Origin of the sequence: Ehrlichia chaffeensis str. Arkansas (genome assembly GCF_000013145.1) — a bacterium.
GTDB lineage: Bacteria > Pseudomonadota > Alphaproteobacteria > Rickettsiales > Anaplasmataceae > Ehrlichia > Ehrlichia chaffeensis.
Window position 1 is genome coordinate 909129 of record NC_007799.1, and the last position, 14932, is coordinate 924060.

The window sequence follows — 14932 nt, forward strand, 5'->3', positions numbered from 1 at the left end:
TACTACAATTAAAAATAGACTTATAAAACACATGCATACTAATAAATAATTCACCCTTTTATAAATAGAACCACAAACTATTAGAAGCCTTTTTCTTCAAGGGTATTAGTATACGGGAACATTAAGGTTACTATAGTACCTAAATTAGGTTCACTCTTTATTTTAAATACCCCATCCATCAGTTCAACTAATTTCTTACTTAAAGGTAAACCTAACCCTGTACCTTCATATTTACGAGCATGTCTACTATCTACCTGCCCAAAAACAGACATAACCTTATACAAATCTTGCTGTGCTATACCTATACCATTATCAATAACTTCAATAACAATCATGCTATTTTCGAGATCATATTCTACCACTAATTTTACACATCCATTTTCAGGAGTAAATTTTATTGAATTGGATAATAAGTTGATGATAACTTGTTTCATTCTTTTAGGATCTGCAACCATTATAATTTGATTAGATGGTAATACTTGTTCAAGTCTTACTTTTGCTTCCTCAGCTCTTGGAAGTATCATATTAAAGCAGGAAGAAATAACTTTTCCTAAATCAAATTTTACAAATTCTACAACTAATTTATCAGCCTCAGCCTTAGAGAAATCTAAAATATCATTAATTAAGCTTAATAGATGGACACCAGCATTGTGAATATCATTTATATACTCCTTATAATGAACATTCTCTATAGCCCCCATGGACTCAGCCTTCATCATTTCCGAAAACCCAATAATAGAGTTCAATGGAGTACGTAACTCATGACTAACATTTGCAAGAAATTGTGATTTACTTACATTCTCTTGTTCTGCTACTTCCTTTGCTTCTTTTAATTTTAGATTTGCGTTATACTGCTTACTTAGCATTTTTGCATTTTTATAATATATACACCAAGTTACAACAATAAATATAATAATGACTAATATGACTATCATTAAAAACACAGTATAGAAATTTACAATAAAACTGGATAAATTTTCTGAATTTTTAATTATCTTTAAAAACATTAAAGGAGAACTATCTTGACCATCTAATGAAAATATAGGAAATATAGACACAGTAGTTGCTCCATTACTTACTCTATGGTCTACATATTTTCCTCTTAATAATGAATTCATATCTTCAGAACGTAACAGCAGGTCCTGATCTGCAATATCTTCACTACTTCTATTAGAAAATATTACATTTCCATCTACATTATATAAAATAACATGAAAATCTTTAACCCCACCTAAAGCTTTGAGAAATTCAGCACGTAACTTTATCAACAAATTCATATAGTACGTATTTGTTGATACATGACTTGGAGCCTTTGCTAATAATTGAGCATATTTATTGATCACAGAATTAACAAGTATTGCTTTAATATTGACATTGATTTCTTTTGAAACTTCATACAGATAATCATCCCTCAAATATATATGCGTATAACCAACTGCAAAGCACAAAGTCATTACTAAAAACATTAACAATAAAATTCGAAAATATTTCATATATATACCCAATCACCCATAGCATGATAATATGTATATGGTGCTATTTATAAACTTTTTCTTAGTTGACATATAACAATATCGTGTTACAGTTACACACTATTATATTCTATTTACTTAGTTCTTTAATTTTGAGGAAATGTTAAATGAATAGTTCGCCAATTTTACCTGTTTATGCACCATCTAAGGTTACTTTCTCACATGGGAAAGGAGTCTATTTATACGACTATAATAATAAAAAATATGTAGATTTTCATGCAGGCATTGCAACTAGTTCGTTAGGACACGCTCATCCAGCATTAGTAAATGCATTAAAAACACAAGGTGAAAAGTTATGGCACATATCAAATGTACATACAATACCTGAAGCTATCAAGTTAGCACAAAAATTAGTAGATATTAGCTTCGCTGATAAAGTGTTTTTTAATAATTCAGGTGCAGAATCTGTAGAATGTTGCTTAAAGATAGCAAGGTCATACCAATGTGGTAAAGGTAATACTCAACGTTATAGATTCATTACAATGAAGCAGTCTTATCATGGAAGAACATGTGCTGCATGTTCAGCAAATGATCCAAGTAAATTCTCTCCATTTCTTAAACCATACGTTGAATGGTTTGACTGTGTAAATCCTGATATCACATCCATAAAAAATGCAATTAATGAAACTATAGGTGCTATACTATTAGAACCTATACAAGGAGAAGGAGGAATCAACGTACTTGATGATTCTTTCTTGAAAGAATTACGTACAATTTGTGATCAAAACGATATACTGCTAATTTTCGATTGTGTACAATGTGGAAGTGGAAGAACAGGAAAATTCTTTGCTCATGAGCATACTGGAGTAACTCCTGACATATGTTGTCTTGCAAAAGGATTAGGTGGTGGTTTCCCTATATCAGCAACTTTAGCAACCAATAATGCTTCTCAGTTTATGGGTGTTGGCATGCATGGTTCTACTTTTGGAGGAAATCCTTTAGCAACTACTATTGGAATGACTGTAGTTGAAGAAATTTTAAAAGATGGGTTTTTAGACAATGTAACTAAAAATGGCCATTATCTGTACAAAAGGTTGGAAGATTTAGCTAAAAAATTTCCAGTAATTGAAGAAGTAAAAGGTAAAGGGCTCATGATAGGACTAAAAATCAATACTAATATTAATAATAGAGAATTAATGCATGATTTAATAAGTTGTGGGTTACTAACCAACACTGCAAGCAATAATACTTTAAGGATAGTACCTCCTTTAATCATAACTCAACAAGAAATTGATGAAGGTCTTGCTATACTAGAAAGTTATCTGCAAAGCAAATATCATCAGTAAATAACAAGCTTTACTAATATCAAATATATAAGGTTTACTTACAGGTATTATTGCATTATTTTATCAATATTCAGTAGTATCGGCTACATAATATAAAGCTACATTACTAATAGTAATTTAATATATAGGTATTGTTTTAGTACAGATAGTCTTACAGATAAGGTTTTTATATATAGTCAATCCATAAAATTTGTTATCTGTTAACACAAGTGGTTAAAGCTATACTGTTTAAGTTTGCTATCATTGAGTTTTCATTATTTGCTATAGTAGTAGATGGTTTTGTAGTCTATTATATTACAAGAATGCAAAACAGTAATTATTATACGATAATATATAGATATTGTTTTAGTACAGATAGTCTTACAGATAAGGTTTTTATATATAGTCAATCCATAAAATTTGTTATTTGTTAACACAAGTGGTTAAAGCTATACTGTTTAAGTTTACTATCATTGAGTTTCCATTATTTGCTATAGTAGTAGATAGTTTTGTAGTCTATTATATTACAAGAATGCAAAACAGTAATTATTATACGATAATATATAGATATTGTTTTAGTACAGGTAGTCTTACAGATAAGGTTTTTTATACATAGTCAATCCATAAATTTGTTATCTGTTAGCACAAGTGTTAAAGCTATAGTATTAAGTTTGCTATCAATTGGATTTCCATTATTTACTATAGTAGTAGATAGTTTTGTAGCCTATTACAAGAATACAAAACAATAGTTATTATACGATAATTTATCAACTAATAAGTTTATAGTCTACCATTTGAGTAACATAGATTTTATAGTTATATTATAAATTTGCACAATATCTCTAATAATCATTTCACAAGAAATCAGTAAAGTGGATTACTGTTGTTAGAAAACCACTCAGAAAGAAAATACTGTTACTAAAAATCAACTTGATGTTTCATAATTTATATGGTACTATTAAAGCACACTTTTGTGTTGTACACCACTCAGTGGCTATTTCATCTACTTTTTAAGTTAACATGGTACAGGGCTATGATAGTAGGACAAAACAATCAAGGGGGTTCTTGCGCAGGATCAGATGAATATCAACCACTAAACACAGATCCACTTCCAAATGACGATACATCAACAGTAGAATATAATGAGTTTTCCCCTCTATTAAGGTCAGAAGAAGATGAAACACCAGATAAGGCAAATGATGAAATACTGAATAAGATAGATTTTGATAGATATTTTGTAATTTTTTCTTTCATTGGGTTATTAGCAGAAGCAGCGTCTTCTATATTCAATTTAGTATCAACCCAAGTTTTTATTCCTACTAGCACTAAACATGCAGTAGCTACTGCTTTTTATGCTCTCTGTATACTAATTGCAATTTCCATGATTGTAAGTTCAATACTTGCAATAAAGAAATCACTCAACCAAAAAAAGCATCTTGACGATATGCCAACAGATGCATCAAATGAAGAATGTGTAGAAGAGAACGCCAAATATAAAAAATTAAAAAAAATACAGGCTCATGCTCAAGTTTCTGAAAATGCTCTTACTATCATTTCACAGGTGATGTGGCTTATTGTTTATATTGCATCACTAGTAATGATATCTATGGGTGACAACCAAATACTTGAAAACATGAGCCTGTTTTTATCGATTACTGCATCTCTTTTAGGTATTATATCTTGTGTTATAAGGTTAATAGATGCAAATATATCACGTAAGACATCTGGTTCTGAGGAAGAAAAAAAACAACACCTTAGTTTCACAATTTTTTGCGGTATCATCTTAGCTTTTGAGATAATTCATTGTGCATGCCATATATCAGAAGCAATATCTCTTGGTGGAAAAATGCACAATCTTTATGACTTTCAGAATATTCCTATACTCTGTTTCGAACTGATAACAGTAGCTATGTTTATTGCATCATTCTTCATAGAACAGTGCATTAAAAGTAAAGGAGGAAAGCACCAGACCAATGATGATGGTGTTGCCGCTGCCGCTTGTTGCGGTGATAATCTCCATCCTAGTAGCTTATTAGCTGATGATAGTGGTGGTAATATTGCCAGACTTATAGTAGCACAAGAACTATCAGCTTAACGTTCATCTATAATATGTGGAACAATAACGCTAATTTCATAGCAGTATTAACATAGTATAGAAAATGTATAACCGTACAACCAACTTACAACTTTTAAACGCTGATGTAATTTTTAATAATCTGATGTTGCCGCTTGTTGCAGTAATAATAATCCTCCTAGCAGCGCATTAGCTGATGATAGTGGTGATAGTATTGCCAGACTTATAGTTACCACACAGCACAAGGACAATCAGTTTAACGTCATCTATGATATGTGGAACAATAACGCTAATTCCATAGCAGCATTAACATAGTATATAAAATGTATAACTGTACAACTAACTTACAACTTTTAAATGCTGATGTAATTTTTTAATAATCTAAGGTAGTAATAATCATCATTGTTTACATATTCGATACTATTCAAGCAATATTTCTCGCTTTCCAGCACTTGCAACTCCAATAACACCATCTCTTTCCATACGCTCTACTAAATTTGCAGCTCTATTATATCCTATTCTTAATTGTCTCTGGATATAGCTAATAGAAGTTCTTCGATCCCTTATTACTATCGACACTGCTTGTTTATACAATTCATCATCCCGTTCAGGAATATTATCATCTATACAATAATCATAATCTTGTTGGATCCGTGTAATACCTTCTATATAATCTGGAGTTCCTTGAGACCTCAAATATTCAACTATATTCTGTATTTCATCATCGCTAACAAAAGCTCCATGCACACGTATTATTCTACCACCAGATACCATATACAGCATGTCACCCATACCAAGTAACTGCTCTGCTCCTTGTTCACCAAGGATAGTTCTACTATCTATCTTCGATGTTACGGCAAAGCTAATTCTTGTTGGGAAATTTGCTTTTACTACCCCTGTGATTATATCAACAGAAGGACGCTGAGTTGCCATAATTATATGAATTCCAGCAGCCCTTGCCATCTGAGATAATCTTTGTATCGAAGATTCAATTTCTTTCCCAGCTACAAGCATTAAATCTGCCATTTCATCTACTATCACTACAATGTAAGGAAAAACACTAGGCTCTATTGCAATTCTTTCGAAAATTGCCTCCCCTGTCTCTTTATCAAACCCTGTCTGTAATACTTTTTCTAGAGTTCTATTCTCATCAATTGCTTCTTTAATTTTATCATTATAACTAACAATATTACGTACTCCAATATCAGACATTAACCGGTAACGATTTTCCATTTCACTTACTACCCACTTTAAAGCAGCAATAGCCTTTTTGGATTCAGTCACTACTGGAGTTAACAAATGTGGAATAGAATTATAGACTGACAATTCTAGTACTTTAGGATCAATCATAATCATTTTGCATTGATCTGGAGTTAAACTGTAGATCAGAGATAAAATCATAGTATTAATTGCTACAGATTTTCCAGACCCTGTAGTACCAGCAATAAGAAGATGCGGCATTTTTACTAAATCAGCAATAACTACTTCCCCATCTATACCCTTTCCTAAAGCTATGGGTAATTTAAGCCTAGAATCCCTATACTGTTCACTTTCAAATAAATCACGTAACATCACTATTTCCCTATAGTGATTTGGTAGTTCTATACCCATAACATTTCTTCCAGGAATAACTGATATACGTGTTGACAAAGCACTCATTGAACGAGCAATATCATCAGACAATCCTATAACCCTTGATGATTTAGTACCAGCAGATGGTTCAAACTCATATAATGTTACTACTGGACCATACCTAATATTAACTATGTTTCCATGTATAGAAAAATCCTTAAGTACTTTATTAAGCAAATTGACAACATTATCATCTGGATGAAACTCTCTTTTATCTACTGGATTAGGTTTTGATAAATAATCAACACTAGGTAGGACAAATTCTTTATACTTTTTTTTTTCTTGAACTACTTGAGGAGTTGCCTGAGGTCTCTTATAAACTACTATCTCTTTTTCATTACTGTCATCAATATAATCGTCTTTATCATCATATTTATCATGACATTCTTCATCGTAATTACTTTCCTCATCTTCTTCTTCACATTCATCATCATCTTCTTCAACTTGAAATTCTAACCCTTCTTCTTCATCTGGAAAATCTAATTCTTCTGCTAATTCCTCTCCTTCCACCTCCTCTTCCATAAACTCTTCTATTGATTCTTCCTCTTCTATTTCTTCTTCTATTAACTCTTTCGTTAATTCGTCTTCCTCTATTTCCTCTTCTTCCTCTGTAAATTCTCTCTCATCCAATGAATCTTCTATATTATAATACTCTTGAGCTTGTCCTACATTTTGAGAGATTTCTTCTCTTATAACAGTATCACTAATATTGTTAGATTTATGAATTATCCTACTAAACATTTTTAATAAGATATCATAAAGATATACAATTTTTTTCCAACCAATAATTCCAGCAGTACCCAACAATACTATAGCAAGCAATACAATAATTGGACAGCTTTGAAAATAGATACCTAGAACACCACCATAATAGTATTTATGGATGACCTTTAGAGAAACATTCGATACCAATCCACTTATTCCAACCATAATCATCAAACTGCTACCAAGGTACAGGTAAATATTCCTATTGACACGACATAGTATATTAACAACGCAAAAGACCATTAAAGGAATTGCTATAAGGCTAGATATACCAAATATTTGTACAAAAATATCAGCTAGATGCGACCCAACAACGCCACCTAAATTTCTCACAGGAGAGTCAGTCGCCAGATTGAAAGATAAATCATTTTCATGATAAGTAAGAATTGACAAAGAAACAAATGCTACCACAAAAGATAGTAAAAATATCTTAAAGGAAACAAAAGTTTTATTAAGGACAGATTTTATACTCACAACTATCTTACCCAAAATAGTAACGCAAAGCATATCTTATAAAATTAATAAATATCAACAATACAAGTGGTGAAAGATCAAAATTATAGGAAATAGTAAAAGGCAGAATCTTCCTGATAAAATTCAAGGCAGGAGACATCAATTTAGATAACAATAAAAAAACATTATTAACAATCTCATTATACCTATTTACAATATTCAATACTATTAACCAGCTTAATATTATCCATAGCATCAAAGAGAAATTATAAATACTTAACAATGTATCAAGTAAATACACCAAAGGATGCATAAAGTAATAGCTCTCTAATTAACATAAATATTAAATGTTTAGTGTATAGTACACTAAAATCATAGTCAATCACAAAGAGAAAAATTCAACTTGAAAAACTCAAGAGTATTATTTATGATGTAAAGTTTACTTTAATGTTTGATCCTCAATGGGTTTATTAGTAACTTCAGTATTTAGTATACTTATACTACTAATTTTATCTGCATTTTTTTCTGCTGCAGAAACAAGTATAACTTCAATTAGTAGTTCACTTATCCATAAATTAATGCTACAGGGTAATAAAAGAGCCCAAATCATTAACACACTCAGTCAAAAGAAAAAGCTTGTTATAAATACTGTATTAATAGGCAATACTATTATAAACATCACTGCTTCTTCTATTGCAACAGCAATTTCTATTGAAATTTTAGGACCACAGGGGATATTATTTTCAACCGTCATTATGACATTGTTTATACTGATATTTTCTGAAGCATTACCAAAAAGCTATGCAATACTCAATCCAGAAAAAATTGCTTTAATGATATCGTGTCCCTTATCATGTTGCGTACTCATTTTATCCCCCATAACACTATCAATACAATATATGATAGATTGTATTTTAAAAATTCTAGACATGCATAAAGATAAAGAAATCATTTCAGCAGCAGAAGCTATGAGAAATTTAATCTCACTACATGATAGTAAAGGAACCATGCTAAAACAAGATTTAGACATGTTGAGTAGCATATTAGATTTAGCAGAAACAGAAATTTCACAAGTAATGACCCACAGGAAAAACATATTAGCTTTTAATATAGATACAAATATAAATGATCTAATAAAAAAAATATTAGCAAGCTCTCATAGTAGAATACCATTATGGAAAAATCAAGAAGATCAAATCGTAGGAGTAGTACATGTTAAAGATGTAATAACGCTAATACGGGAAAAAGGCAAAAATATTACTCAAGAAGATCTTCATAAAGTAATGACAAAACCATGGTTTGTTCCAGATACAACTCTGTTGAGTGTTCAGCTTCATAACTTCTTAAAAAATAGAAGACATCTTGCTTTAGTAATAGATGAGTACGGAGCATTACAAGGAATAGTAACATTAGAAGATGTTATTGAAGAAATAGTTGGAGATATTACAGATGAACATGATATTACAACAGAAGCTCCAATAAAACAAATTTGCGAAAATATATATCATATTAATGGTTCTACTTCCATTAGAGATATTAATAGGCAGTTACGTTGGAACTTACCTGATGAAGAAGCATCAACATTGGCAGGAGCAATTGTGTATGAAGTTGAACGTATACCTGAAGAAGGCGAGGAATTTTTACTATACGGATTGTCATTTAAAATATTAAAGAAAAGTGGTCATACCATTTCTAGTATTCAAGTTGATACATCTCCAAAAGATACATCTACTATAAAACACAAGACAGAACAACAAACTTAACCGAGTACACGTTCAATAATAAGACCGTTATAACCAAATTACTTATAACTGCGAGCTAGATTTGGCATTTTTGTATAAACTCATGTACCACTTTATCAGGATATTCACTATTTAACACAGCAGATATAACAGCTATGCCGTCAACACCAGTTCCAATTACTGAATCCACATTTGACAAATTAATGCCACCAATAGCCACAATTTTATAAGGTAAATTCTTAACCCAATAATTAAGTAAATCTGTACCCTGTGGCATAAAATTCATGTTTTTTAATGTAGTAGGAAAAATAGGGCCAAAAGCAATATATGAAGGACGTATATATTTCGCTATTGCTAATTCATGATAACAATGGGTACTAATACCTAGTCTCAATCCTGCATTATATATTTCATTAAAGTTTGCACTCCTCAAGTCCTCCTGTCCTAAATGCACTCCATAAGCTTTATACTTTACTGCAAACTGCCAATAATCATTCACAAACAATTTTACACCATTTTGATTTGCAATATGTACACCTTCCTTTATTTTATACTCTACTTCTTCTATTGGTTCATTTTTAATTCTCAGCTGTACTACTTTAACCCCTAAATTAATTACATACTTCAACCAAAATAGATCTGGCACTATTTGGTAAAAACCTACAGGATCAAGCATAGGATGAAAATTTTTATCAAAATAATAATCTTTATTAAGCGTAATAATAGGGAAATACCTTTCATCTAAAAAACTAGCATCTTCAACAGATTGATTAGCAGAAGCTCTTGCTATAATTAAAGCATCCTTTTGCAAGTCAGCAGCATTTAAACACTTACTTACTAACACAGATGCTTTATATGCAGACAAGAAATTTTCTTTACCATTACATGACACTCCGTTATATAAAAACCATAAGCCTTCCATACCATTAAAGTAATAGTCCCAACATCTGCCATATTTCTGACTTGCAACATTAATAACATATATGCTCTTTTTTTTTATAGAGTATAGAGAGTTGACACTTCTAACAATATCATCAAGATCTTCTAATTGAGTAGTACAACAGTATTGTATTAAATCTCTTTTATCTACAATGCAGACTTCACTAAAATCATTTTCAGACATAAAATTCAAAAGCTATAATATCAAATCCACATTAGGATATAATGAAAAATTACATAAAATCACTAAAAACACAATATACGACATAACATATTTTAAAGAATTACTGAATTCATAACTTGCTAAAACGCATATTTTAACCATAACAATAAATTAGATAAACTTGATTATATCCAAAATAGAGAATCACTACACAATAAATACATATTAGCTTATTGTTACACATTCTATCCCTACTAAAATCAACATTATTGTACTAAAAACATATATCTCACTACAAAATCACTAAAACACAACTTGCATTAATACTCCATAAGTTAAATTAGATATTCCACAGGCAGATAACAAACAATATACCTCTATTATTAAGGTTGCATTTTATTAAAATACTGAATAATTGTTGCTGATATTTCTTCAACAAACTTTTGTGTAACATCTATAATAGGCCAGCCATTTCGTGAACACATATCTTTTTTGTTCTTTAATTTCACCAATACATGCTCGTAATCAATATACTGAATAAGTTAAATTAGATATTCCACAGGCAGATCATGAACAATGTACCTCTATTATTAAGGTTGCATTTTATTAAAATACTGAATAATTGTTGCTGATATTTCTTCAACAAACTTTTGTGTAACATCTATAATAGGCCAGCCATTTTGAACACATATCCTTTTTGTTTCTTTAATTCCATCAATACATGCTCGTAATCAACACACTGAATAAGTTAAATTAGATATTCCACAGGCAGATCATGAACAATGTACCTCTATTATTAATGTTGCATCTTATTAAAATACTGAATAATTGTCGCTGCTATTTCTTCAACAGACTTTTGTGTAACATCTATAATAGGCCAGCCATTTTGAACACATATCCTTTTTGTTTCTTTAATTTCCATCAATACATGCTCGTAATCAACATACTGATAATTATTTTGATTCTTCATAGAAACTAACCTAGTCCTCCTTATCTCTATTAATCGGTCAATATCAATAGTTAAACCAACAATAAGCTTATTTTTCATATTTGATAAGTCCACAGATAAATTAATAGAGTGTACTAATGGTATATTTACTACCCTATATCCACGATAAGCTAAGTATATACTGGTAGGAGATTTTGAAGTCCTAGAAACACCTAAAATAATTATATCAGCTTGGTCTATATCCCAAAGATTTTGCCCATCATCATGTGCAATGGTATAATTAATTGCATCTATACGTGTAAAATACTCATCATCTAATCCAATGTTAGTACTAATATATGGATCTTTCTTAATATGCAAATAACAAGAAATTTCCCTAATAACATGTGACAATACAGGAATACATGGTATTTCTTGTGCACCAGCTTTCTGCTTTAAATATCTTCTTAATTCATCATCAAACATCGTATACATAATAAAATTATATTTATCCTTTTCAATTAATGACATTATTTTATCTATCTGCTCATTATTATTAATAAACGACCAGACAAATTCATTAACCTCTACAGATCTAAAATGCTCTAGTGCAGACCTGGCTACTGATGCAACAGTCTCGCATGTAGAATCAGAAATTAAGTGCAGATTTAAAGTAACAGAAGTGCTCATATAAAATAGATTACTAATACAATATAAAAATTGACAACCACTCCCAAAAAAATTTATTCTTATTTAGTATACATACATAAAAGGAATAAAAGTAAGTAATTTTAAATATAAATTTCTTATAAAAATCCTGGTTCATAACTCACATAATACATTTTAATATTAAAATCATTATTGATATAGACTAGTTTCAATACCCAAAATTAACAGAACATAGCCACACACATAAAAATTTAATACTAACATTTACATTAACAACAACTATATAATTTACTATTAACCTTATAAGAAGAACTATAAATAAATTTTAGTGATATCTAAGAACTCAGACAAATATCAATCAACTGCATTTTCTTTCTAAACGAACCTACACAACTTACTATCTTATATTTAGTCACCTATCTAACTATACATATCTTTCAATACGGAACATAGGAAAGCAACATCTAACTATAGCAAACTTACTTAAACAAAAACTTATATTTTTACATTTTCCTTACAGTTAAAACATAATACATGTCCTCGAGTTATCGATTTCATTTCTTCTGGAGTCACACAAACATCACATGATACACATTTCACATGAGCAGGAACTAATTTATTATCAACTGCAATTCTATCATCAAAAGTAAAACAATCACCTTCCCAAAGACTATTTTTATTTTGAGTACTCTTAAAATACTCTAATATTCCTCCTTTTAAATGATATACCTTACTGAAACCTAAATCTTTCATAAAAGCAGTAGATTTTTCACATCTAATACCACCTGTACAATACATAGCTATAATAGGGTCTTGATCTACTTTATTAGATGCCCAAGAAATAGCCCATTCTGGAAAATCACGGAAACACTTTGTCTGAGGATTTATTGCATTCTTAAACTTTCCAAAATTTATCTCATAAGTATTTCTAGTATCTATAGTATAAACATCAGATCTAGAAATTAAATCATCCCAATCCTGCGGACTTACATATTCCCCACAAACAGAATTATCAAAATCTTCAATACCTAGACATACTAACTCCTTTCTTAACTTGACTTTCATTTTGGAGAAAGGATTATGCATAGCAAAACTTTTATGATATCGAATATCTTTTAACCTATCATCTAGATTCAAAAAAGAGAAAAACTCATCTAAAGAGCTCTGTTTATCAGCTGCTATTGTAGCATTAATTCCCTGTTCAGCTAAAATTATAGTACCCTTTATACTATGTTGTACACAAAACTCCTTTAATACAGGTTGAATATCATAATAGTTAGACAAATGTACAAAACGATAAAAAGTTGAAACTACGTACCCCATATTATGTTTCTCTTTAATCCTCCAACACACTCTAATATATTTTATAAAGGCAATACTGTCAATTAAGCTTAACAATCAACCATACATGTTTACTATTATACATTAAAAAAAATACCACATGGTATTTGCATATTCTATTAATAGAGAACTATTAGTATATAACATAAGTACCTATAATATATCTTCGACAAGTAAAATCTCTAAGTCTCTATTTTATATTAACTAGGATAGATGTGTTAGTACAGTATATCTTACTGCACAAATGCATTTAATAAATATTATTAATACATAGCTCTAATGATTTAACAACTATTTAATTAATATTTTTAAGAAGAAAACACATAAAACATTATATTTAACATACCGTATCATATATTAATACATACAAACCCATATCAATAGCCAATCAAGTAATAGAACTATTTGAAATACTATAACCATGTATAAAATCATTAATGCTACATGGATTTTTCCCTTCCAATTGCACTATAAGTGGAATTAAAACACCGTTTTTACATTTAATATGCATATGAGAATTAATCACTGTCCCAGGCTTTAAATTTTGCAAATCACTATCAGGACAATAATTAGCCTTTAATATTCTGAGTCTTTTATCATTGAAAAATAAAAAAGCTTTAGGATACAAAGCTCTAATTTTTCTACATATAACCTGAGCTTCCTCATTACAGTCTATATGAAAATCTATTATTTTATTCGTATATGTAGCATCATTAGCATTTTGTTTAATAGGAACCAAATGATCAATATTATTAAGCACTTCAATTAACATTGAACTTCCTAAGTTAGATAGTTTTTGGCTTAAAGTATCAATGTTATCTTGTTCATCTATAGGAATATCCCTTTGCAGCAGAATATCTCCTTCATCCCATAGCTCATTCATTTGCATAATGGTAACTCCAGTTTGTTCGTCACCTGACAGAATTGCATAATGTATAGGTGCTGCTCCACGCCATCTTGGCAACAAGGATGGATGTATATTTATGCATCCGTACTTAGGTATCGATAACACAGCCTCTGGAATAATTAACCCATATGCAACTACTACAATGACATCTGGATTTAATGCAAAAATTTTTTCTTGCTCATAATCATGCTTTAAAGATTTTGGAGTATTGACCTCTATATTATTTTGCTCTGCAATAATATGTATAGGTGTTTTAGTAAGCACCTTTCCTCTCCTTCCAGCAGGTTTAGGAAGCCTTGTATACACAGCAATAACTTCGTGATCTTTTTCTTCTAGAAGAGCACATAGAGCCGGTACAGAAAATTCGGGAGAACCCATAAATATTATTTTCATAGCAAAATACATTCAGTTATATACAGCCTATTTATATTAAATATATAAATAAGGCAAGCTTGTCCCACCTAATCTTTCACTTGATACAAAAAAAAATTATATACACAATTGTACCAATCTTCCCACTCA

At 30.3% G+C, this 14932-nt stretch carries 10 protein-coding genes and 2 pseudogenes; 3 read left to right on the forward strand and 9 right to left on the reverse strand.

Annotation, left to right across the window (positions count from 1 at the left end; translation table 11 throughout):
• Window positions 1-80 precede the first annotated feature (80 nt).
• The gene (locus ECH_RS03640; RefSeq protein ID WP_011452875.1) at window positions 81-1493 is read right to left on the reverse strand and encodes a sensor histidine kinase; all 1413 of its coding nucleotides are present in this window, start codon (window positions 1491-1493) and stop codon (window positions 81-83) included.
• 146 nt (window positions 1494-1639) lie between these two features.
• On the opposite strand from ECH_RS03640, the gene ECH_RS03645 reads away from it, so the two are divergent.
• The gene (locus tag ECH_RS03645) at window positions 1640-2818 is read left to right on the forward strand and encodes an aspartate aminotransferase family protein (RefSeq protein WP_011452876.1); all 1179 of its coding nucleotides are present in this window, start codon (window positions 1640-1642) and stop codon (window positions 2816-2818) included.
• A gap of 1012 nt (window positions 2819-3830) precedes the next feature.
• Window positions 3831-4892, forward strand: coding sequence for a hypothetical protein (locus ECH_RS03650; protein WP_226988394.1), 1062 nt, complete (start codon window positions 3831-3833; stop codon window positions 4890-4892).
• Between the two features lie 399 nt (window positions 4893-5291).
• Here ECH_RS03650 and ECH_RS03655 read toward each other — a convergent pair whose 3' ends face one another.
• Both ECH_RS03655 and ECH_RS03660 read right to left on the reverse strand, forming a co-directional pair.
• Window positions 5292-7775, reverse strand: a complete 2484-nt coding sequence (locus ECH_RS03655; RefSeq protein WP_006010479.1) for an FtsK/SpoIIIE family DNA translocase — start codon at window positions 7773-7775, stop codon at window positions 5292-5294.
• Window positions 7750-8034: a YggT family protein gene (locus ECH_RS03660; RefSeq protein WP_011452880.1), complete on the reverse strand. Its 285-nt coding sequence runs from the start codon at window positions 8032-8034 to the stop codon at window positions 7750-7752. The genes ECH_RS03655 and ECH_RS03660 overlap by 26 nt, the downstream gene beginning before the upstream one ends.
• Before the next feature lie 148 nt (window positions 8035-8182).
• On the opposite strand from ECH_RS03660, the gene ECH_RS03665 reads away from it, so the two are divergent.
• Complete coding sequence (locus ECH_RS03665; protein ID WP_006010481.1) at window positions 8183-9484, forward strand: HlyC/CorC family transporter; 1302 nt, start codon at window positions 8183-8185, stop codon at window positions 9482-9484.
• A 55-nt stretch (window positions 9485-9539) separates the two neighbouring features.
• On the opposite strand, the gene thiE is transcribed toward ECH_RS03665, so the two are convergent.
• From thiE to fmt, 6 genes and pseudogenes are all read right to left on the reverse strand, one after another.
• Complete coding sequence (thiE, locus tag ECH_RS03670; RefSeq protein WP_044147695.1) at window positions 9540-10586, reverse strand: thiamine phosphate synthase; 1047 nt, start codon at window positions 10584-10586, stop codon at window positions 9540-9542.
• Window positions 10587-10948: 362 nt separating this feature from the next.
• Window positions 10949-11101: pseudogene (locus ECH_RS04790) on the reverse strand (kinase/pyrophosphorylase); the annotation flags it as partial.
• A 54-nt stretch (window positions 11102-11155) separates the two neighbouring features.
• Window positions 11156-11307, reverse strand: a pseudogene (locus tag ECH_RS04900) (kinase/pyrophosphorylase); the annotation flags it as partial.
• Between the two features lie 54 nt (window positions 11308-11361).
• Window positions 11362-12183 (reverse strand): pyruvate, water dikinase regulatory protein, encoded by an 822-nt coding sequence (locus ECH_RS03675; protein WP_006010485.1) that lies wholly within the window; start codon window positions 12181-12183, stop codon window positions 11362-11364.
• Window positions 12184-12657: 474 nt separating this feature from the next.
• Complete coding sequence (locus ECH_RS03680) at window positions 12658-13485, reverse strand: rhodanese-related sulfurtransferase (RefSeq protein ID WP_006010486.1); 828 nt, start codon at window positions 13483-13485, stop codon at window positions 12658-12660.
• A 406-nt stretch (window positions 13486-13891) separates the two neighbouring features.
• Window positions 13892-14803: a methionyl-tRNA formyltransferase gene (gene fmt, locus ECH_RS03685; protein ID WP_011452883.1), complete on the reverse strand. Its 912-nt coding sequence runs from the start codon at window positions 14801-14803 to the stop codon at window positions 13892-13894.
• Window positions 14804-14932: the final 129 nt, after the last annotated feature.

Coding starts and splice junctions, on each gene's coding strand:
- ECH_RS03640 (WP_011452875.1), bottom strand. CDS start 1,493: ATGAAATATTTTCGAATTTTATTGTTAATGTTTTTAGTAATGACTTTG.
- ECH_RS03645 (WP_011452876.1), top strand. CDS start 1,640: ATGAATAGTTCGCCAATTTTACCTGTTTATGCACCATCTAAGGTTACT.
- ECH_RS03650 (WP_226988394.1), top strand. CDS start 3,831: ATGATAGTAGGACAAAACAATCAAGGGGGTTCTTGCGCAGGATCAGAT.
- ECH_RS03655 (WP_006010479.1), bottom strand. CDS start 7,775: ATGCTTTGCGTTACTATTTTGGGTAAGATAGTTGTGAGTATAAAATCT.
- ECH_RS03660 (WP_011452880.1), bottom strand. CDS start 8,034: ATGCATCCTTTGGTGTATTTACTTGATACATTGTTAAGTATTTATAAT.
- ECH_RS03665 (WP_006010481.1), top strand. CDS start 8,183: ATGGGTTTATTAGTAACTTCAGTATTTAGTATACTTATACTACTAATT.
- thiE (WP_044147695.1), bottom strand. CDS start 10,586: ATGTCTGAAAATGATTTTAGTGAAGTCTGCATTGTAGATAAAAGAGAT.
- ECH_RS03675 (WP_006010485.1), bottom strand. CDS start 12,183: ATGAGCACTTCTGTTACTTTAAATCTGCACTTAATTTCTGATTCTACA.
- ECH_RS03680 (WP_006010486.1), bottom strand. CDS start 13,485: ATGGGGTACGTAGTTTCAACTTTTTATCGTTTTGTACATTTGTCTAAC.
- fmt (WP_011452883.1), bottom strand. CDS start 14,803: ATGAAAATAATATTTATGGGTTCTCCCGAATTTTCTGTACCGGCTCTA.